The organism is Cellulomonas sp. CW35 (assembly GCF_052378485.1).
Lineage (GTDB): Bacteria > Actinomycetota > Actinomycetes > Actinomycetales > Cellulomonadaceae > Cellulomonas > Cellulomonas uda.
In genome coordinates this window covers 2329941-2349996 of record NZ_CP199000.1, presented here as the reverse complement: position 1 = coordinate 2349996, position 20056 = coordinate 2329941, and the positions used below count along the sequence as shown (strand labels likewise).

The following is a 20056-nucleotide window of genomic DNA, read 5'->3' as shown; positions in this document are numbered from 1 at the left end:
CCTGGCCGGTACCGCGCGCGCCGGTACGCTGCGAACGTGACGACGACCCCCGGGACGCCCCCCGGCACGCAGGCGCGGCTGGCTCTCGTGACGTGCGCGGAGCTGCCCGACCTCGACCCCGACGACGCCCCCCTGCGCCCGGCGCTCGAGGCGCGGGGGATCGCCACGGACGTCGTCGTCTGGGACGACCCGACCGTCGACTGGGGCACGTACCCGCACGTCCTCATCCGCTCGACGTGGGACTACACGCACCGCCCGGCGCAGTTCGCCGACTGGACCCGCCGCGTCGAGCGGTCGAGCGTGCTCCTCAACCCGTCGCCCGTGGTGACGTGGAACATCGACAAGACCTACCTGCGCGACCTCGAGTCCGCGGGCGTCCCGACGGTCCCCACGATCTGGCTGGACCCGGCGCGCAACTTCAACTCCCGCGCGATCCACACGCGCTTCCCCGCCTTCGGCGACTTCGTCGTCAAGCCCACCGTCAGCGCGGGCTCGCGCGACACGGGCCGGTACCGCGCGGACGAGACGCCCCAGCGGTCGCAGGCGATCATGCACGCCCGGAACCTGCTGGGCGTGGGGCGCTGGGTCATGATCCAGCGCTACCTGCGGCAGGTCGACACGGTCGGGGAGACCGCGCTCGTCTTCGTCGAGGGCGAGTACTCGCACGCCGTGCACAAGGGCGCGCTGCTGTCGGGCCCGTACAAGGAGGGCTCCGACGAAGGGGTGCTCTACCGCGACGAGAAGATGAGCCCCGCCGAGCCGTCCGACGCGGAGCTCGAGCTCGCCCGCAAGGTGGTGGGAGAGCTCCCGGGGATCCTCGGCCTCGACGGCCCGCTGCTGTACGCGCGCGTCGACCTGATCCCCGACGACGAGGGTGACCCGGTCCTGCTCGAGCTCGAGCTCGCCGAGCCCAGCCTGTTCTTCGCGCACGCGCCGGGCTCGGTCGAGCGGTTCGCCGACGCGGTGGCGGCCCGGGTCAGCGGCTGACCGCTCGCCCGGGGACCGGGCACCGGTCCGTGTGCGAAGTACTGCTCGCGAGCCGGTACACTTTTCGACGGCCCGGTTCCGACCGGGACAGTGGTGGCTATAGCTCAGGTGGTAGAGCACCTGGTTGTGGTCCAGGGGGTCGCGGGTTCAAGTCCCGTTAGCCACCCCAGTACGACGAAGGGCGCCGATCTCGTGTCGGCGCCCTTCGTCGTCGTGCGGGTGTCCCCGCAGGTCAGCGCGTCTCGGGACGCTTGGCCACCGAGCTGGCGGCGATCTGCGCGGAGATGCGGCGCGCGGTCGTCGAGTCGGGGCCCGGGGCGGCGGGGAACAGCGCCGCGCGGTAGTAGCGCAGCTCGTCGATGCTCTCCAGGATGTCCGCGAGCGCGCGGTGGCCGCCGTTCTTGGCGGGCGAGGCGAAGTACACGCGCGGGTACCAGCGGCGCGCGAGCTCCTTGATCGACGAGACGTCGATCACGCGGTAGTGCAGGTGCGCGACGAGCTCGGGCATGTCGCGGTCGAGGAACGTCTTGTCGGTGCCGACCGAGTTGCCCGCCAGGGGGGCCTTGCCGGGCTCCGGCACCCACGTCCGGACGTACTCGAGCACCTGACGCTGCGCGTCGGCGAGCGTGGTGCCGGTCGCGAGCGCGTCGAGCAGGCCGGACGTCGTGTGCATGGTCCGCACGAAGTCGCCCATCTGCTCGAGCGCCTCCGGTGGGGGCGCGACGAGCACGTCGACGCCGTCGCCCAGCACGTTGAGCTCGGAGTCGGTGACGACCGCGGCGACCTCGACGAGCGCGTCGGCCGTCAGGTCGAGCCCTGTCATCTCGCAGTCGATCCACACGATGCGGTCGCTGCTCTCGTGGCCGTTGGGCTGGCTCGTCGTCGTCACTCGGGTCAGCCTAGGACGACGAGCGGGCCCGCGAGGTCACGTCCCGCCGTGCGAACCGGTGCGGGGGCCCGGGTGCGGGCCGGTGCGCGGGGCCTCGTCGTCGCCCTGCGGCACGGTGGACGCGACCCACGCGGCCGTCGGCACCAGGACGAGGACCGCGAGCCCGACCGTCACGGCCGTCCCGACCGACGTGCCCGCCCACCGCAGGACGACGGCGACGACGCCCGCTGCGCCGATCCCGACCAGGACGCGCTCGAGCCACGCGGCGAGCCGCGTACGCAGGTCGACGCGAGGCTCGCGTCCGGCATGCCGACCCATCAGGCGGCGCCCCCGCGCGGGCGCACGTCACGACGCCGCCCCGCGGGGACGCGCGCGTGACCTGCGTTCATGGCGACATGGTGGCACGCCCGCACCGCGCGCAGCGGGAGCCACGGGGGTGACCCGCGGACGCGAGAACGGCGGCCCCCCGAGTGGGGGACCGCCGTTCTCCTGGGTCGCGCGTGTCCGGCGCACCGGACGACTGCTACGCCCGTGCGTACAGCATCAGCAGCGCGAGGTCCGGACGGCGTTCCGGTGGATGGCTCGCGGCGTGCTCACGAGATCTGGCCCGCTCGGCGCGCGAGAGCTCGTCCTGGACGGCGCGCTCCCGCTCGACGTAGTCGGCACGGGCGAGGTCGGTGGTCATGAGGGCATGCATGAGGAACTCCTCGGGTGGGTGGGTGAAGGTGCGGCGATCCGCGACGGCACGGGCCGGGCGGGTCCGACCCGTCTCGACCACCGTGCAGGACAACCAGACCACCTCGCAGATACCCCCGTCACGGGATTTATCGCCGCCGGGCACGGGCGAGACGACCGGGGCCCGCGGGCCGGGGACCGGTACCCTGCGGCTGCCGGCCCCCGTAGCTCAGTGGACAGAGCAGCCGCCTTCTAAGCGGTCGGTCGCAGGTTCGAGTCCTGCCGGGGGCGCCAGCGGACGCGGACGGGCGCGGAGGGCTCAGAACGCCGCGTCGACGACGAGCGCGCGGTGGTCCGACAGGCCGAGGTCCAGCGCGCTCGCGCGGCGCGCGCGGACGTCGGCGGTGCCCAGCACGTGGTCGAGCTGCTGGTCCGGCGCGTGCACCGGGAACGTCGCGGCCCGCGCGAGCGGGTGCAGACCGGTGACGCGCGCCGGCCGGTCGCCCGCGAGGTTGAGGTCGCCCATGACGACGCGCGGGCCCGGCATGGCGTGCGTGGCGCGCACCAGGTGCCGCAGCTGGCGCACGTTCCAGCCGGGGATGAACGTGAGGTGCGTCCCGACGACTGTGCACGGCCCCTCGGGGGCGTGCACGACCGCGGCGATCGCCGCGCGCGGCTCGTCACGCACGAGCGTGGGCCACCGGCGCCCCGGGAACAGCACGGGCGCCCGCCGGCGCAGCGCGGGCAGCGCGACGACGCGCCACTCCAGCACCGGCAGCCGGGACAGCAGCGCGATGCCGTACGCCGCGCCGGTGGGCTGGGCGTCGCCGGTGCCCGCGACCCACAGGTCCGGCTCGCCGTGCAGCGTCGCGGCGAACCGGTGGTGGGGCGCCCCCATGGCGTCCGCCGCGACGGCGGTCAGGTCCGCGCCGTGCGAGCGGGCCTGGTCGCGGTCGACCTCCTGCAGCGCGAGCACGTCGGCGTCCAGCCGGCGCACGCCCGCGGCCAGGCGGTCCAGGTCCACCCGCCCGTCGGCCGTCGAGCGGCCGTGCAGGATGTTGAACGTCGCGAGCCGCACGCGGCGATTGTGACCCGGCCGCGCGGCGGGCGCTCGGGCTGCGGGACGCCGCGGCGCGGTGTACACACGCACCATGTCCGCCCCGACCCCGCCCGCCGTCGCCGTCGCCCGCGCCGGTGCCGCACCCGCGCCGCTGCCCGAGCCCGCGGGCGCCGACACCCCCGACGCGCGGCTCGCGCTGCAGGACGCGGTGCGCCGCACGGCGGTCGCGCTGATCGACGCGCAGGTGCCGTTCGCGCTCGTCGGCGGGTACGCCGCGTGGGCGCTCGGGGCGCCGGAGCCGAGCCACGACGCGGACTTCGCGGTCGCCGAGCAGGACGCCGACCGCGCCCGCCAGGCCCTCGCGGCGGCCGGCCTCGACGTGCAGGAGCCCGCGGAGAACTGGCTGTTCAAGGCGTACCACCACGGCCAGCTCGTCGACGTGATCTTCCGCATGGTCGGTGAGCCCGTGACGCACGAGCAGCTCGCGCAGGCGCAGGAGCTCGAGGTGCTCGCGGTGCGCATGCCCGTGATCGGGGCCACGGAGATCGTCTCCGCGAAGCTGCGGGTGCTGGGGGAGCACTACTGCGACTTCACGTGGCTGCTGCCGATGGTGCGGGCGCTGCGCGAGCAGGTCGACTGGCCGCGCGTGCGCGCGGACGTGGCCGAGCAGCCGTACGCGCGGGCGTTCCTGTTCCTCGCGGACGAGCTCGGGCTCACGTCCGACGCCGAGCGGCGGTTCGCGGCCACGCCGGGGCGTGGGGCGCCGGACGAGACCTGACGCACCGGGCCGAGAGCCGGCGCGGGGACCACCCGGACGGTCGGCGCACGACCGGGGGACACCGCGCGCGGGCACCTGCGGGCGCTCACCCCCGCGTGGCGCGTTTGTGCAGGTCATCAGACGACGCGAGAATGGCGCCGTGAGCGCCAAGCCCGGCACCACCACGGCGCAGACCGCCGGGTACGCCCCCGCCGACGAGCACCCCGGTGCGCCCGCGGCCGGCGCGGACCCGACGGCGGCCGCCGGACCGACCGCGCCCGAGGCGGGTGGCGGCTCGTCCGCCGACGCCCCGGCGGGAGACGCCGCGGCGGCCGACGAGCACGCGCGGCACGCCGGGCGGCACACCGCGGACGACCCGCGCGAGATCCTCGCCCGCCCGCTCGCGGCGGGGTCGCTGCTCGACGCGGTGCGTGACCTGCGGCGGGACGTCGAGCGCACGACGTTCCCGCTCGACCTGCCCGGTACCGCGGCGGCGCGCGCGTCCCGGGCGCGCCTGGTCGACCAGCTCACCGAGCACCTGGTCCCGCGCCTCACCGAGCTCTCCGCGCCCGCGGTCGTCGTCGTCGCGGGCTCCACGGGGGCCGGCAAGTCGACCCTCGTGAACTCGCTCGTCGGGCACGAGGTGACGACCGCCGGCGTGCTGCGGCCGACCACGCGCGAGCCCGTGCTCGTGCACCACCCGGGCGACTCGGACCTGCTCGAGGCGCACCCGCTGGTGGGCACGGCCCGTGCCGTGGCGCACGACGCCGTGCCGCGCGGCATCGCCCTGCTCGACGCGCCGGACCTGGACTCCGTCCTCGACGCGAATCGTGCAGCCGCCCACCGGCTGCTCGAGGCCGCCGACCTGTGGCTGTTCGTGACCACCGCCGCGCGGTACGGCGACGCGCTCCCGTGGCGCGTGCTCCAGGACGCGGTGGAGCGCGGCGCGTCGATCGCGATGGTGCTCAACCGTGTGCCGACCGAGTCCCTGCCCGCGGTGCGCGGCGACCTGCTCGCGCGGCTGCGCGAGCACGGGCTCGCGGGGTCGCCGCTGTTCGTCGTGCCGGACCAGGGCCCGCACGAGGGTCCGCTCGAGCCGCGCGTCGTCGCGCCGGTGCAGCGCTGGCTGCTCATGCTCGCCGGGCCGGACCGCGCGCGCACCGTGATCGGGCGGACCCTGCGGGGCTCGCTCGCAGCGCTGCGGCTGTGGGTCGACGAGCTCGCCGAGGCCGTCCAGGCGCAGGCCGACGCGGCCGCGCAGGTGGGCGCTCTGCTCGACCAGGCGAGCGAGGCGCCGCTGGCGCGGGCGAGCGCCGCGGTGGCCGGCGGTGACGTCGCACGCGGCGCCGTCGGTGTGAGGTGGGCCGAGCTCACGTCGCCGCGCGGGGCGATCGGCTCGGTCGTGCGCGGTGGCAAGGTGCGCGGGTCCGGGCGCGGGCGCGCCGACCGCGAGTCGGCCGTGGCCGCGCTGCGGGCCGAGGTGACGAACGCGGCGACGACCGTGCTGACGGCGGCCGCGACCGACGCGGACGTCGACCTGCGCGACGCGCTCGCGGCCGGTCCGGCCGGGGCCGTCGCGGTCCTGGACCGCTGGGCGCCGCGCGCGACGGGCCCCGACGGTGCGTCCGAGCAGGCCGCGCGCGCGTGGGTGGGGCAGGGCGTGCGCGCGGTGCGCGGCGCGCTCGCCGACCCCTCGCTCGACCGGGCGGCCGCCAGACGGCGGGACAAGGGCGTGCGGGTGCTCGGCGAGGAGGTCGTCGCGACCGTCGCGCTGGCCGCCGCGGGCGGCGTCGACGACGCGCTGGACACGCTGACGACGCTCGTCGGGCCGGCCGCGCAGGACATCGTCGCCGAGCTGCGCGACGACCTCGAACGGCGCGCTCGGGCGCGCGTCTCGCTCGTGCGGGACGAGGCCGCGACCCCGCTCGCCGACCCCGACCTCGCCTCCGATGCCGCGTCGCGCCTGCGCCTGCGGCTCGCCGTCATCAAGGGGCTGACATGAGCGTGCCGACGAGCGCCGGAGCCGCCGTGAGCGTCACGGTCGGCGAGGAGACGGTGGCGCTGTCCGCGCGCGTCGCGGCGCTCGAGTCCGCGCTCGACGAGGCGGGCGAGCGCCTCGACCCGGACGCGTCGGCCGACGCCCGTGCGGCCGTCACCCGGCTGCGGGAGCGGCTCGCGCTGGGCGTGGACCACACGGTCGTCGCGCTCGCGGGCGGCACCGGGTCCGGCAAGTCGAGCCTGTTCAACCGGGTCAGCGGGCTGCGGTTCGCCGAGGTGGGCGTGCGCCGCCCGACGAGCTCGCAGGTCACCGCGTGCGTGTGGGGTCCCGGGGGCGACCCGGTGCTCGACTGGCTGGGCGTGCAGCCCGAGCTGCGGATCCAGCGCGAGAGCGTCCTCGACGGCGAGAGCGAGGCGCCCCTGCGCGGCCTCGTGCTGCTGGACCTGCCCGACCACGACTCGGTCGAGCCCGCGCACCGGGAGGTCGTCGACCGCCTGCTGCCGCAGGCCGACCTGCTCGTCTGGGTGGTCGACCCGCAGAAGTACGCCGACGAGGCGCTGCACGCGGGCTACCTGCGGTCGCTCGCGGGCCAGGACACCTCGATGCTCGTCGTGCTCAACCAGGTCGACACCGTGCGGGAGGGTGAGCGCGCGGCGCTCGTCGCCGACGTGACGCGCCTGCTCGCGGAGGACGGGCTGCCGGACGTCCCCGTGGTGGCGGCGTCGGCCGCGACCGACGAGGGCGTCCCGGACCTGCGGGCAGGGCTCGCGCGGGTCGTCGCGGGGCGCTCGCTCGCCGCGCGGCGGGCCGAGCAGGAGGTCACGGCGGCCGCTCGCCGGCTCGCCGAGGGTGTCGCCGACCACGAGCCGGCGCCCGCGGCGCTCGCGACCGGCCCGATCGTCGCGGCGCTCTCGGAGGCCTCGGGCATGGACGCGGTGACGGACGCGGTCGCCGCGGCCGTGCGCGGACGCGGCGTGCGTGTCCCGCAGATCGTGCCCGTGCACCCGGACGCGGTGCGCCTCGCGCGGGGCTCGTGGCTCGCGGGCGCGACCGCCGACCTCCCGGAGCGCTGGGCGGCGTCCGTGCGCGAGCGCGTCGCGTCCGCGGACGCGCTCGGGCGGCACGTGGGCTACGCGCTCGGCGACGTGACGGTCGCGGTGCGGCGGTCACGCGCCGCGGCGGTGCTGGTCGCGCTCGCGGCGGTGCTCGGGCTCGCGGGGCTCGTCGTCGGCGGACTCGGTGCCGGCGAGCTCGTCGGCGGGGCGGGGGTCACGGGCACGCTGCGGCTCGGGGTCGTGCTCCTGGCGCTGGCGCTCGCGTGCCTGCTGGTGGGGCGCGCCGTGCGGGCGCGCGCGGCCCGGCGGGCGGCCGCCCGGGTGCGCGAGGAGGGACGCGCCGCGATCGAGGAGGTCGCCCGGCAGGACCTGGTCGAGCCGACCGCGGCGGTCGTGGCGGAGCACCGGCGCGTGCGCGGGCTGCTCGACACCGCGCGCGGCTGACGCCACCCGACCCCAGCCCCCTGGCCGCCGCGGTCGGTCCCCAGCCCGGCCGGTCCGCGCCCATCGACGGCGTCGTCGCGGCCACGCTGCCCGCACACGCCCCGGTCGAGACGGGGCCGGTCGGCAGGAGGCAGCATGAGCAACGGGACCCTCGACATCACCGTCACGGGGTGGGTCGGCAGCGAGATCACGACGCTGCCCGCGCAGGACGGGCGCGCGGCGTACACGACCTTCCGGGTCGGGAGCACGCGGCGGTGGTGGAACCGCGTGACGGGGCAGTGGCAGGACTCGCAGACCGAGTGGTTCCAGGTGAAGGCCTGGCGCGCGCTCGCGGTCAACGCGGGTCTCTCGCTGCGCAAGGGCGTTCCCGTCGTCGTGCAGGGGCGCCTGTCGACGCGCGAGTGGCAGGACCAGGGTGGCGCGACGCGCACGTCGCTCGTGCTGGAGGCGACGGCCATCGGGCTCGACCTCACGTACGGCACCGTGGCGTTCGAGCGCACGCTCTCGGGCGCCGCCGCGCTCGCGGCGGACGAGGTGCGCAGCGACCGCCCGGTCGACGTCACGCGTCTCGTCGAGCTCGACGAGGCGTCCGCGCACGACGCGCCGGACGAGCAGGCGCCCGACGAGGGCCTCGTCGACGAGGGCCACGTGCTCACGGAGGAGGCCACGCTCGCCGGTGCCACCCGGTGAGCGTCTAGGCTGGTGCACCGCGATCCCGACGACGACCGGCCGCTGCACGCGCGCGGCCGGCGTCGGCGGGTGGTCGCCGGTCGCGTCCCGCGACCCCCAGCATCCCCGAGCACGTGAGGCGGAGAACCGAGCCCGTGGCTGAGTTCATCTACACCATGTACAAGGCGCGCAAGGCGCACGGAGACAAGGTCATCCTCGACGACGTCTCGCTGAACTTCCTGCCCGGCGCCAAGATCGGCGTCGTCGGGCCGAACGGCGCCGGCAAGTCGACGATCCTGAAGATCATGGCCGGCCTGGACCAGCCGTCGAACGGCGAGGCGCGTCTGAGCCCCGGGTTCACGGTCGGCATCCTGCAGCAGGAGCCGCCGCTCAACGACGACAAGACCGTCCTCGGCAACGTCGAGGAGGGTGTGGGCGAGATCAAGGCGAAGCTCGACCGGTACAACGAGATCTCGGCGCTCATGGCCGAGCCCGACGCGGACTTCGACGCGCTGCTCGCCGAGATGGGCCAGCTGCAGGAGGCCATCGACGCGGCCGACGCGTGGGACCTGGACGCGCAGCTCGAGCAGGCGATGGACGCGCTGCGCTGCCCGCCGCCGGACGCGGACGTCAAGGTGCTCTCCGGTGGTGAGCGCCGCCGCGTCGCGCTGTGCAAGCTCCTGCTCGAGAAGCCGGACCTGCTGCTGCTCGACGAGCCCACCAACCACCTGGACGCCGAGTCGGTGCAGTGGCTCGAGCAGCACCTCAAGGCGTACCAGGGCGCCATCCTGGCCGTCACGCACGACCGGTACTTCCTCGACAACATCGCCGAGTGGATCTGCGAGGTCGACCGCGGCCGCCTCTACCCCTACGAGGGCAACTACTCCACGTACCTGGAGAAGAAGCAGGAGCGCCTCCAGGTCCAGGGCAAGAAGGACGCGAAGCTCGCCAAGCGACTCAAGGACGAGCTCGACTGGGTCCGGCAGAACGCCAAGGGCCGCCAGACCAAGTCGAAGGCGCGCCTGGCCCGCTACGAGGAGATGGCCGCCGAGGCCGAGCGCACGCGCAAGCTCGACTTCGAGGAGATCCAGATCCCGCCGGGCCCGCGTCTGGGCAACCTCGTCCTCGAGGCGAAGGACCTGAGCAAGGGCTTCGACGGCCGACAGCTGATCGACGGGCTGAGCTTCACGCTGCCGCGCAACGGCATCGTCGGCGTGATCGGCCCGAACGGCGTCGGCAAGACGACGCTGTTCAAGACGATCGTCGGCCTCGAGCCGCTCGACGGCGGCGAGCTGAAGATCGGCGAGACCGTGTCGATCTCGTACGTCGACCAGTCGCGCGGCGGCATCGACCCGAAGAAGACGCTGTGGGAGGTCGTCTCGGACGGCCTCGACTTCCTCAAGGTCGGCAACGTCGAGATCCCCTCGCGCGCGTACGTCGCGTCGTTCGGGTTCAAGGGCCCGGACCAGCAGAAGCCGGCGGGCGTGCTGTCGGGCGGTGAGCGCAACCGCCTCAACCTGGCGCTCACCCTCAAGCAGGGCGGCAACCTGCTCCTGCTCGACGAGCCGACCAACGACCTCGACGTCGAGACGCTGGGCTCGCTCGAGAACGCGCTGCTCGACTTCCCGGGCTGCGCCGTCGTGGTCTCGCACGACCGGTGGTTCCTCGACCGGGTCGCGACGCACATCCTGGCGTACGAGGGCACCGAGGAGAACCCCGCGAACTGGTACTGGTTCGAGGGCAACTTCGCCTCCTACGAGGAGAACAAGGTGGCGCGTCTGGGTGCGGACGCCGCGCGCCCGCACCGCGTCACCTACCGCAAGCTGCGCCGCGACTGAGCGACGCCCGCCGCGCCACGCGTGCCCCGGTCCGCCTCGTCGGGCCGGGGCGCGCGTGCTCGGGCAGACTGTCGAGCGTGACGGGATCCGAGGTCGCAGGCACGACGGGCGGCCACCAGGGCCCGCTCGTCGAGGCGCTCGAGCGCCTGCGCAGCCGCCTGGTGGCGCTCGAGCTCCCGCTCGAGACGCCCCGCGTCGCCGAGGCCCGCGGCGACCGTGCGGCGGCGCTCGACCAGCTCGACGACTACCTGCTGCCGCGCCTGCGGGCGCACAGCGCGCCCCTGCTCGTCGTGGTCGGCGGCTCGACCGGGGCGGGCAAGTCGACGCTCGTGAACTCGTTGCTCGGCGTGCAGGTCTCCGCCCCCGGCGTGCTGCGGCCGACCACCCGCGCACCCGTGCTCGTGCACCACCCGCTCGACGAGCGCTGGTTCTCCACGGACCGCGTGCTGCCCGGACTCGCGCGCGTGGTCTCGGACGCCGGTGCCGCCGGCGAGGGGCGGGCGCTGCGGCTCGTCGCGTCCGAGGTGCTCCCGCCCGGGCTCGCCCTGCTCGACGCACCGGACGTCGACTCGGTCGACGACACGAACCGCCGGCTCGCGGGCCAGCTGCTCGACGCGGCGGACCTGTGGCTGTTCGTCACCACCGCGGCGCGGTACGCGGACGCGGTGCCCTGGGAGCTGCTGCACCGCGCTGCGCGGCGGCACACGCAGGTCGCGCTCGTCGTCGACCGGGTGGACGCCGGGGCGCAGGCCGTGGCGGCGGACCTGCGCCGGCTCATGGACGGCAACGGCCTCGAGGACGCGCCGCTGCTCGTCGTGCCGGAGACCCCGCTGGTCGACGGGCTGCTCCCGGAGCACGCGGTCGGTCCGGTCGCCGCGTGGCTGACCGCGCTCGGCGCCGACGCGCCGACGCGCGAGGCGGTCGCGCTCGCGACGCGCGACGGCGTGGTGGACGACCTGGTGCGGCGGGCAGGGGGCATCGCCGATGCCGGTGACGCGCAGGTGGCCGCCGACACGCGCCTGCGCGCGGCGGTCGCGCTCGCCTACGACGAGGCGGCACGCACGGTGTCCGAGGCGACGTCGCAGGGCGCGATGCTCCGTGGGGAGGTCCTCGCGCGATGGCAGGACCTGGTGGGCACGGGGGACCTGCTGCGCTCGGTCGAGGCGGGCGTGGGGCGCGTCCGGGACGCGGTCGGGCGGTTCCTGCGCGGACGGCCCGCGCCCGCGCCGCAGGTCGAGCAGGCGATCGCGACGAGCCTGCAGGTCGTGCTGCTCGACGCCGCGGACGCCGCGGCCGCCCGCAGCCACGCGGCGTGGCGTGCGGACGCGGCCGGTGCGGCGCTCGTCGGCCTCGAGCTGTCGCGCGGGTCGGCCGGGCTGCGCGCCGCGGTCGACGCCGAGGTGCGCGGCTGGCAGGCCGACGTCCTGGAGCTGGTGCGCGAGCAGGGCGCGGCCCGGCGCGGCACCGCACGCGGGCTGTCGTTCGGGGTCAACGCGCTCGGGGTGAGCCTCATGGTGCTCGCGTTCGCCTCCACGGGCGGGATCACCGGCGTGGAGGTCGGCATCGCGGGGGGCACGGCGCTCGTCGCGCAGAAGGTGCTCGAGGCCGTGTTCGGGGACGACGCGGTGCGGCGTCTGGCGGCGCAGGCGCGTGAGCTCCTCGACGCGCGCGCCGCGCGGCTCCTCGACGCGGAGTCGGCCCGGTTCACGGCCCAGCTCGACGCGCTCGGTGCCGCCCATGCCGCAGGCGGCGCGCTGCGGGCGGCCGCGGACGACGTGGCGCGTGCGGCCCGCGACGAGCGGCGCGACCGCCCGACGATCGCCGCCACGCCCGCGCCCGCGGGCAGCGGCCGGCGCCTGCGCGGTGCCGACGCGGCGGCCGACGAGCCGACCCGCGGCGACGCGGTCGCGCAGCCCCCGCGTCGAGGGCTGTGGCAGCGGCTGCTCGGGCGGCGCGCGGCCGGGACCGACGAGGAACGCGCATGAGCCTCACGCTCGAGCAGCGCGCCGACGCGCTCGCCGCGGCGCTCGACGCGGGCGACGGCCGGCTCGCACCCGACCTCGTCGAGGACACCCGCGCGCTCGTCGCGCGCGTGCGCGAGCGTGCGGGGCTGTCCGCCGAGCACACGGTGGTCGCGCTCGCCGGGGCGACCGGCTCGGGCAAGTCCTCGCTGCTCAACGCGCTCGCGGCCGCCGACCTCGCCGCGACGGGCGTTCAGCGGCCGACGACGTCCCACCCGCTCGCCCTCGTGGTCCCGGCCGGGGACGGCGGCCAGGACCCGTCCGCGCTGCTCGACTGGCTCGAGGTCGACCGGCGCCACGTGCTGCCCGCGGCGACGACCGCGCTGCCGCCCGGCCTGGTGCTGCTCGACCTGCCCGACCACGACTCGGTCGTCGTCGAGCACCGCGTGCGCGCGGAGCGGCTCGTCGCGCGCGCCGACCTGCTCGTGTGGGTGGTCGACCCGCAGAAGTACGCGGACGCCGCGCTGCACGAGGGGTTCCTGCGCACGCTCGTCGGGCACGACGACGTCGTCGTGCTGGCGCTCAACCAGGTCGACCGCCTGACCCCGGACGACGCGGCGGCGGTGCTCGCGGACCTGCGGCGGCTCGCCACCGCCGACGGGATCGGCGCGGCGCGTGCCCTGGGCCTCTCGGCCGCGACGGGTGCGGGTGTCGACGCGCTGCGCACCCTCGTCGCGGACGCCGTGCGGCGGCGCGAGGCGAGCACGCGGCGGTTCGGTGCGGACCTGCGGAACGCCGCGGCCGTGGTGCTCGACGCGTGCGGCCCCCCGGTGCGCGGCCGCACCCCCGACTCCCGCGCTCTCGTGGACGCACTCGCGGACGCCGCCGGCGTCCCGACCGTCGTCGACGCGGTGCGGCGCGCGACCGTGCGCGCCGCGACCGCGCGGACCGGCTGGCCGCCCGTGCGCTGGGTCGCGGGCCTGCGCCCCGACCCGCTGCGGCGCCTCGGGCTCGCGCCCCGGCCCGCGCCGCAGGCCGAGCTCGCGCGCACGTCGCTGCCGCCTCTGGGCGCCGCGCAGCGCGCACGGGCGGCGACCGCCGTGCGTGACCACGCGGACGCCGCGCTCGCGGGTGCACCCGACGCGTGGGTGCTCGCGGCGCGCGCGCGGCTCGACCCCGCCGCCCTGACCGACGCGCGGACCGGCGCGCTGCCCGACGCGCTCGACCACGCGATCGCGCGCACACCGCTGGTCCCGCAGCGCCCGGCGTGGTGGTGGCGGGTCGTCGCAGGGCTGCAGTGGCTGCTGCTCACGGCCGCTGTCGTCGGCGGGCTGTGGCTCGCCGGGCTCGCGCCGATGGGCTACCTGCGGCTCCCCGAGCCGGACGTGCCGCAGTGGGGGCCGGTCCCCGTGCCGACCGCGCTCCTCGTCGGCGGTGTGCTGGCCGGGGTGCTCGTCGCGCTGCTCGCCGGCGTCGCGGCGCGGCTGGGTGCGCGGCGTCGGGCACGCGCGGCCGGCAGGCGGTTGCGCGCGGCCGTCGCGCAGGTCGCGGACGCGCTCGTCGTGGACCCGCTCGCCCAGGAGACGGCCGCGCTCGAGCGCTGCCGGTCGCAGGCGGCGCGCGCCGCGGCGCGCTGAGACGCCCCCCGGCGGCGCACCACGGGACGGACGTCGCGCTCGGCGGACCGGCGGACGGGGGAGGATGCGACGGGCGGGGAGAGGTGTCCGCGCGACGAGGAGGGACACGCATGGCGAGGCTCGAGGTGCCGGTGCAGCTGCGCTGGTCGGACATGGACGCGTACGCGCACGTCAACAACGTGGAGATGCTGCGCCTGCTCGAGGAGGCCCGCATCGAGGTGTTCTGGCAGCACCCCGTGGGCCCCGACGGCGTGCGGCCCGAGACGCGCTCCACCGCCGTGCTCGACGCCGGACCGGGCACGCGCGTGTCGACGTTCATCGCGCACCAGGAGATCCAGTACGTCAGGCCGCTCGGGTACCGGCGCTCCCCGGTGGTCGTCGAGCTGTGGATCGGCCACCTCGGCGGTGCGAGCCTCGACGTCTGCTACCAGGTGCGTGACCTGCCCGCGGCCGACCCGGCGTCGGTCGTGTACGCCCGGGCCGTCACGACGATCGTGCTGGTCGACTCCACGACGGGTGCGCCCACCCGCATCGGTCCCGACGAGCGCGCGGCGTGGCAGCCGTACCTCGAGGAGCCGGTCGCGATCCGCCGACGGGGCGCGCGGTGAGCGCGTCGGACGCCGAGGTCCCGGTGCCCGGGCAGGTGCTCGCGCACGCGGGGGTGTTCGCGCTGCGCGTGCCCGCGGGCTGGGCGGCCACCGGCCTGGAGGGCCACCGGTACCGCGTGCGCGGCGAGGGGGTGACGCTCGACGTCTCGGTGCACCGCGGGCCGCGCCCGGCGCCCGACGCGCGCGCGACCGTGCTGGCCCACGCGCGGGCGCAGGGCGCACCGGACGACGTGGCGGCGCTCCCGCTGCACGGCGACGACGAGCCGACCGCCGAGCGCGCCGGCGTGCGCTGGGAGCACGACGAGGGCTGGCACCTCGCCGCCGCCCTGTGCCGCGGCCACGACGTCGTCCTGGTGACCGCGCTCGCGGCGGACGACGACCAGCGCGCCGCGGTCGAGCGCGTGCTCACGACCCTGGCGCCGGACGACCCGCCCCGCCGGTGGTGGCGTCGCCGCTGACCGGCGCACGCATCGAGCGCTGCGCGCTGCTCGCCGCGGCCGCGATGTTGCGCTGCATGCCCCCGAACACGACGCCGTGGAACGGTGCGACCGACCACCAGTAGAGCTGGCCCGCGAGACCGCTGGGGTGGAACAGCGCGCGCTGGGAGAACACCACCGGCGCGGTCGTCCAGGGGTCCCCGTCGCCCGTGTCCTGCGTCACGGGCTCGACCCGCAGCTCGAGCCACGCGAGCCCCGGCACGCGCATCTCCGCGCGCAGGCGCAGCAGGCGACCGGGCTCGATCGCCTCGACGCGCCACCAGTCGACCGCGTCGTCGACGAGCAGGCGCCCCGGGTCGCGCCGACCGCGACGCAGCCCCGGGCCGCCCGCGAGCCGGTCGAGCAGCCCGCGCACGTGCCACGCGAACGGCCACGAGTACCAGCCGCGCTCGCCGCCCACGGCCTCGATGACGCGCCACAGCGCCGCGGGGGAGGCGTCGACCTGCACGCGTCGCTCGTCGACGTACAGCGAGCCGCCCGCCCAGTCGGGGTCGCTCGGCAGGGGGTCGGACGGCGCGCCGGGCACGGACGCCGACGACCAGCGGGTCGACACCGACGCCTCCTGCACGCGTCGCAGCGCGAGCCGGACCGCTCGGCGGAACCCCACGAGACCCTCGGGCGGGTCGGGCACGTACCGGGCGATGTCGTGCTCGCGGCACACGACCTCGTGCACGAGCGACCCGACGAGGGGGCGCGCGAGCCCACCGGGCACGGGGGTCACGAGCGACACCCACAGGCTCGACAGGCGGGGCGTGAGCAGCGGGACGCCGACGATGACCCGTCGCCGCAGCCCGGCCTCCTGCGCGTAGCCCTGCATCATGTCGCGGTAGGTCAGGACGTCCGGGCCGCCGATGTCGAACCCGCGGTTCACGTCGGGCGGCATCGCGGCCGCGCCGACGAGGTAGCGCAGCACGTCGCGCACCGCGATCGGCTGGATGCGGTTGCCGACCCAGCGCGGCACGGTCATCGCGGGCAGCCGCTCGGTGAGGTAGCGCATCATCTCGAACGACGCGGAGCCGGACCCGAGGATCACGGCGGCGCGCAGGACGGTGGTCGGCACGCCGCTGCGCAGCAGGATCTCGCCGACCTCGGCACGCGACGCGAGGTGCTCCGAGAGGACCTCGTCGTCGGGTGTGAGGCCGCCCAGGTACACGATGCGCCCGACGCGCTCCGCGGCGGCCGCGTCCGCGAACGCCTGCACGGTACGCCGGTCGCGCTCCGCGAACTCGCGCCCCGTGCCGAGCGAGTGGATGAGGTAGTACGCGACGTGCGCCCCGCGCAGCGCGGGCCCGATCTCGTCGGGTTCGGCCGCGTCCGCCTGCACGACCTCGACGTCGTCGTACCACGGACGCCCACGCAGCCGGTCGGGCGTGCGGGCCACGGCGCGCACGCGGTAGCCGGCGGTCAGCAGCTCGGGCACCAGCCGCCCGCCGACGTAGCCCGTCACACCCGTGACGACCGCGAGCGGCGCGTCGGGGCGGGGCCGGCCGTCGTCGTCGAGGCCCGGCACGAGCCCCGGGAGGCTGTGCGCGACGGGCTCGGGCGCCAGGTCGTCGTCGGTCGTCACCGTGGCAGTCTGCGGCACGGGCCCGGTGGCCGCACGGCGGGAGGTGCGCGGCGCGCTCAGCCCAGCAGGCGGAGCGTCTCGCGCTCCGCGACGGCCTGCGAGCGCGTCGGGCGGATGGTCTCCCCGCGCTCCCAGAGGTCGACGACGCGTGGGTCGATGTAGGACGCCCGGCACACCGCCGGCGTGTTGCCGAGCTCCTCGGCGACGTCGCGCACGACCTGCGTGACCACGCGCCGCCGCGCACGGTCGGACGCGGGTGCGGGGCCGGCCGCCGCGAGACCGCGCGCCGCGAGCACGGTCGCGTGCCACGTGCGGAAGTCCTTGGGCGTCGCGTCGGCGCCGAGGCGACGCTTGACGTACGCCGAGACGTCGGCGCTGGTCACGTCGCGCCAGACGCCCGCGGCCTCGTCGCGCCACGCGAGCAGCTCGGGGGAGTCGTCGCGGCGACGGACGAGCGTGCGCACGAGCGCGGCGACGTCGTCGTCCTCGACGACCGTGTCCCGCACCTGGCCGGACTTGGCGGGGAAGTGCAGGTGGACGCGGCCCGGGTCGGACTCCGTCTGCGGCGGCAGCACGCGCACGTGGTCCTTGCGCAGCGTCGCGAGGCCGTACGACCCGTGCCGCGCGGCGTAGCCCTCCCCGCCCACCCGCAGGTACGCGAGGTCGAGCAGACGGAACGCGAGCGCGAGCGCCTTGTCGCGCGGGAAGCCCTCGAGCCGCAGGTCGCGGCGCACGTGGCGGCGAGCCGCCGGCAGGCGCCGCGCCACGTCGAGCACGTGGTCGTGCTTGAGCCGGTCGCGGCGCACCCGCCACTGCGCGTGGTACAGGTACTGGCGGCGCTGCGCGTCGTCGAGACCGGCGGCCTGGATGTGACCGTGGGGCAGCGGGCAGATCCACACGTCCTGCCACGCGGGCGGGATCGCGAGCCCGACGATCCGGGTCAGGTGCTCCGCGTCGGTGATCCGCAGGCGGTCGTGGTCGAGGTACACGAACCCGCGGCCCGCGCGGCGGCGCGTCCACCCCGGCGAGTCGATGCGCACCCGGCGCAGCCGCACCACGAGGGGTGCCTCACCGCTCCCGGGCGGGCACGCGCGGACGGGCGAGCCGCGACGGCCACCACGTGCGGTGGTCGAGGTCGTGCACCAGGGCCGGGACCAGGAGCGTGCGCACGACGAACGTGTCGAGCAGGACGCCGAACGCGACGAGGAACGCGAGCTGCGCGAGGAACAGCAGCGGGATGACGGCGAGCGCGGCGAACGTGGTCGCGAGGACGACCCCGGCGGACGTGATGACGCCGCCGGTCACCGCGAGCCCGCGGACCACCCCGACCCGTGTGCCGTCACGCAGCGACTCCTCGCGCACGCGGGTCATGAGGAAGATCGAGTAGTCGACCCCGAGCGCGACGAGGAACACGAACGCGAACAGCGGGACGGTCGGGTCCGCGCCCGGGTAGTCGAAGACGTGCTCGAACAGGATCGCGGCCACCCCGAGCGTCGCCGCGAACGACAGCACGTTGGCGAGGAGCAGGACGAGCGCGGCGGTGACCGCGCGCAGCAGCAGCGTGAGGATCAGGACGATCACGACGAGCACGACCGGCACGATGACCCGCAGGTCGCGCTGCGCGGCGTCGACCGAGTCGACCGTCTCGGCGGCGGCACCACCGACGAGCGCGTCCGGTGCGACGTCGTGCACGGCGGTGCGCACGTCGCGCACCGTGTCCTGCGCGGCGCGCGAGTCGGAGGGGGCGTCCGTCGAGACGTCGAGCCGCACGCGACCGTCGACGACGAGCGGCTCGGCCTGCTCGCCCGTCGGCGCGCCCGCGGGGGTCCCGGTGTACGGCGCGACGGACGCGACACCGTCGACGCCCTGCGCGGCCCGGGCGGCGGCGTCCGCGTCGCCCTGCGCGACGATCACGGTGACGGGGTCGACCGAACCCGCGGGGAAGTGCGCCGCGAGGACCTCCTCGCCCGCGACCGCGTCGACCTCGGTGCGGAACACGTCGGTCTCGCTGGTGCCCTCCGCGGAGAACGTCGGGAGGAACGCGGCGAACGCGACCAGCACCGCGGCGGTCGAGACCCACACCGCACGCGCGTGCCGGCCGACCCAGCGTGCGAGCCGGCCCCACACGCCCGCGAGCTCGGCGGGCGTGGCGTCGGCCGACGTCGCCGACGTCTCGACGTACCGGGGGGTGCGCGGCCAGAAGTAGAACCGCGAGCGCCTGCCCCCGATCAGCAGGAACGCGGGCAGCAGGGTCAGCGCCGCGAGGAACGCGGACACGATGCCGATCGCGGCCACCGGCCCGAGGCTGCGGTTGGAGCCCAGCTCGGACAGCAGCAGGCACAGCACGCCTGCGACGACGGTGCCGGCGGAGGCAGCGATCGGCTCGAGGCACGCGCGCCACGCGCGGCGCATCGCGGCGGCCGGGTGCTCGTGGTGGCGCAGCTCCTCGCGGTAGCGCGCGACGAGCAGGAGCGCGTAGTCGACGCTCGCACCCACGACGAGGATCGACAGGATGCCTTGCGCCTGGCCGTTGAGGACGAGCGTGCCAGAGTCCGCGAGCAGGTACACGACGAGCCCCGCGAGCGTCAGTGCGAACACGGCCGTCAGGATCACGACGAACGGCAGCAGCGGGGAGCGGTACACGACCACGAGGATCAGCAGCACCGCGACGAGCGCCACGACGAGCAGGATGCCGTCGATGCCGCCGAACGCCGTGACGAGGTCCGCGACGAAGCCCGCGGGACCGGTGACCCACGCATTCAGCCCGGCCTCACCGGCCGAGCTCGCGGTCGCGCCGAGCTCGTCGTCGAGCGTCGCGCGCAGGTCGCCGACGAACGCCCCGGTGACCGACTCCTCGTCGCCGACGAGCTCCTCCGCACTGTCCGCGTCGAGGGAGTAGACGACGAGGATCGCCTCGCCGTCCTGCGACGGCGTGACGACCGGGTCGGCCGTGAGGTAGTCCGCCCACACGGCGTCCGTGCCGGGGACGGCGTGCTGTGGCACGGCCTGTGCGACGGCCGTGACCTGCTCGACCTGCGCGTCGGTGACCTGACCGCCCGCCGCGGGCGTCAGGACGACGAGCGCGGGCAGCGCGGGTGCCTCGACGAACTCGCGGCCAGCCTCCGCGGCGAGGGTCGACTCCGCCGACGACGGCAGGAATGCCGCGGTGTCGTTCGTCTGGACCTGGGACAGCTTGCCCTGCGCCTGACCGCCGAACGACGCGATCGCCATCCAGACGACGATGCTGACGGCCACCAGGACGGCACGGACGAGGGCGGGGCGACGCGACGGCATGCCCGAATACTGAGGCACGACGGCCGCGTGCGCGCGCCGAGCGGACGAAGTGTCCGGATGATCCGTGCGTGGTGCGCGTCACGCCGGGCCCGCGGCGGGTCTGACCAGGCACGACGTGC

17 protein-coding genes and 2 tRNA genes are annotated in these 20056 nt (G+C 76.2%); 12 read left to right on the top strand and 7 right to left on the bottom strand.

The window, feature by feature from the left end; genetic code table 11:
• Positions 1-36 precede the first annotated feature (36 nt).
• Together ACT17Q_RS10760 and ACT17Q_RS10755 are read left to right on the top strand one after the other, a co-directional pair.
• Positions 37-987: an ATP-grasp domain-containing protein gene (locus tag ACT17Q_RS10760; RefSeq protein WP_444662370.1), complete on the top strand. Its 951-nt coding sequence runs from the start codon at positions 37-39 to the stop codon at positions 985-987.
• A gap of 93 nt (positions 988-1080) precedes the next feature.
• Positions 1081-1156: transfer RNA gene (locus tag ACT17Q_RS10755), tRNA-His, on the top strand.
• A gap of 63 nt (positions 1157-1219) precedes the next feature.
• Here the strand turns inward: ACT17Q_RS10755 and orn are convergent.
• The 3 genes from orn to ACT17Q_RS10740 all read right to left on the bottom strand — a co-directional run bounded on the left by orn (position 1220) and on the right by ACT17Q_RS10740 (position 2573).
• Positions 1220-1810, bottom strand: coding sequence for an oligoribonuclease (orn, locus tag ACT17Q_RS10750; RefSeq protein WP_232514733.1), 591 nt, complete (start codon positions 1808-1810; stop codon positions 1220-1222).
• Between the two features lie 102 nt (positions 1811-1912).
• Positions 1913-2194: a hypothetical protein gene (locus ACT17Q_RS10745; RefSeq protein WP_094179640.1), complete on the bottom strand. Its 282-nt coding sequence runs from the start codon at positions 2192-2194 to the stop codon at positions 1913-1915.
• 205 nt (positions 2195-2399) lie between these two features.
• Positions 2400-2573, bottom strand: coding sequence for a hypothetical protein (locus tag ACT17Q_RS10740; protein WP_157732472.1), 174 nt, complete (start codon positions 2571-2573; stop codon positions 2400-2402).
• Between the two features lie 196 nt (positions 2574-2769).
• Between ACT17Q_RS10740 and ACT17Q_RS10735 the strand changes: the two genes are divergently transcribed.
• Positions 2770-2845, top strand: a tRNA-Arg gene (locus ACT17Q_RS10735).
• A 25-nt stretch (positions 2846-2870) separates the two neighbouring features.
• Here the strand turns inward: ACT17Q_RS10735 and ACT17Q_RS10730 are convergent.
• Complete coding sequence (locus ACT17Q_RS10730) at positions 2871-3629, bottom strand: endonuclease/exonuclease/phosphatase family protein (protein WP_444662368.1); 759 nt, start codon at positions 3627-3629, stop codon at positions 2871-2873.
• A gap of 73 nt (positions 3630-3702) precedes the next feature.
• On the opposite strand from ACT17Q_RS10730, the gene ACT17Q_RS10725 reads away from it, so the two are divergent.
• From ACT17Q_RS10725 to ACT17Q_RS10685, 9 genes are all read left to right on the top strand, one after another.
• Entirely contained in the window at positions 3703-4389 is a 687-nt protein-coding gene (locus ACT17Q_RS10725; protein ID WP_444662366.1) for a nucleotidyltransferase family protein, read from the top strand.
• Between the two features lie 139 nt (positions 4390-4528).
• Entirely contained in the window at positions 4529-6370 is a 1842-nt protein-coding gene (locus ACT17Q_RS10720) for a dynamin family protein (protein ID WP_444662364.1), read from the top strand.
• Positions 6367-7866, top strand: a complete 1500-nt coding sequence (locus ACT17Q_RS10715; RefSeq protein ID WP_444662362.1) for a GTPase — start codon at positions 6367-6369, stop codon at positions 7864-7866. The genes ACT17Q_RS10720 and ACT17Q_RS10715 overlap by 4 nt, the downstream gene beginning before the upstream one ends.
• A 135-nt stretch (positions 7867-8001) precedes the next feature.
• Positions 8002-8556, top strand: coding sequence for a single-stranded DNA-binding protein (locus ACT17Q_RS10710; protein ID WP_094179643.1), 555 nt, complete (start codon positions 8002-8004; stop codon positions 8554-8556).
• Positions 8557-8690: 134 nt separating this feature from the next.
• Positions 8691-10373: an energy-dependent translational throttle protein EttA gene (gene ettA, locus ACT17Q_RS10705; protein ID WP_094179644.1), complete on the top strand. Its 1683-nt coding sequence runs from the start codon at positions 8691-8693 to the stop codon at positions 10371-10373.
• Positions 10374-10450: 77 nt separating this feature from the next.
• Positions 10451-12358, top strand: a complete 1908-nt coding sequence (locus tag ACT17Q_RS10700; protein WP_444662359.1) for a dynamin family protein — start codon at positions 10451-10453, stop codon at positions 12356-12358.
• Complete coding sequence (locus ACT17Q_RS10695) at positions 12355-13971, top strand: GTPase (protein ID WP_444662357.1); 1617 nt, start codon at positions 12355-12357, stop codon at positions 13969-13971. Before ACT17Q_RS10700 ends, ACT17Q_RS10695 begins: the two co-directional genes overlap by 4 nt.
• Before the next feature lie 110 nt (positions 13972-14081).
• On the top strand, positions 14082-14579 hold the full coding sequence (locus ACT17Q_RS10690; RefSeq protein ID WP_141320376.1) for an acyl-CoA thioesterase: 498 nt from the start codon (positions 14082-14084) through the stop codon (positions 14577-14579).
• Entirely contained in the window at positions 14576-15037 is a 462-nt protein-coding gene (locus ACT17Q_RS10685) for a hypothetical protein (protein ID WP_268531343.1), read from the top strand. The genes ACT17Q_RS10690 and ACT17Q_RS10685 overlap by 4 nt, the downstream gene beginning before the upstream one ends.
• On the opposite strand, the gene ACT17Q_RS10680 is transcribed toward ACT17Q_RS10685, so the two are convergent.
• The 3 genes from ACT17Q_RS10680 to ACT17Q_RS10670 are packed head-to-tail and all read right to left on the bottom strand — an operon-like array spanning position 14985 to position 19937.
• Positions 14985-16643, bottom strand: a complete 1659-nt coding sequence (locus ACT17Q_RS10680) for an SDR family oxidoreductase (protein WP_444662354.1) — start codon at positions 16641-16643, stop codon at positions 14985-14987. The genes ACT17Q_RS10685 and ACT17Q_RS10680 overlap by 53 nt on opposite strands.
• Before the next feature lie 56 nt (positions 16644-16699).
• Positions 16700-17701 (bottom strand): DNA topoisomerase IB, encoded by a 1002-nt coding sequence (locus ACT17Q_RS10675; protein ID WP_094179650.1) that lies wholly within the window; start codon positions 17699-17701, stop codon positions 16700-16702.
• A gap of 10 nt (positions 17702-17711) precedes the next feature.
• Positions 17712-19937 carry an MMPL family transporter gene (locus tag ACT17Q_RS10670; RefSeq protein ID WP_444662351.1) on the bottom strand — a complete coding sequence of 742 codons (2226 nt, stop codon included), beginning with the start codon at positions 19935-19937 and terminating at the stop codon, positions 17712-17714.
• Between the last annotated feature and the right edge of the window lie 119 nt (positions 19938-20056).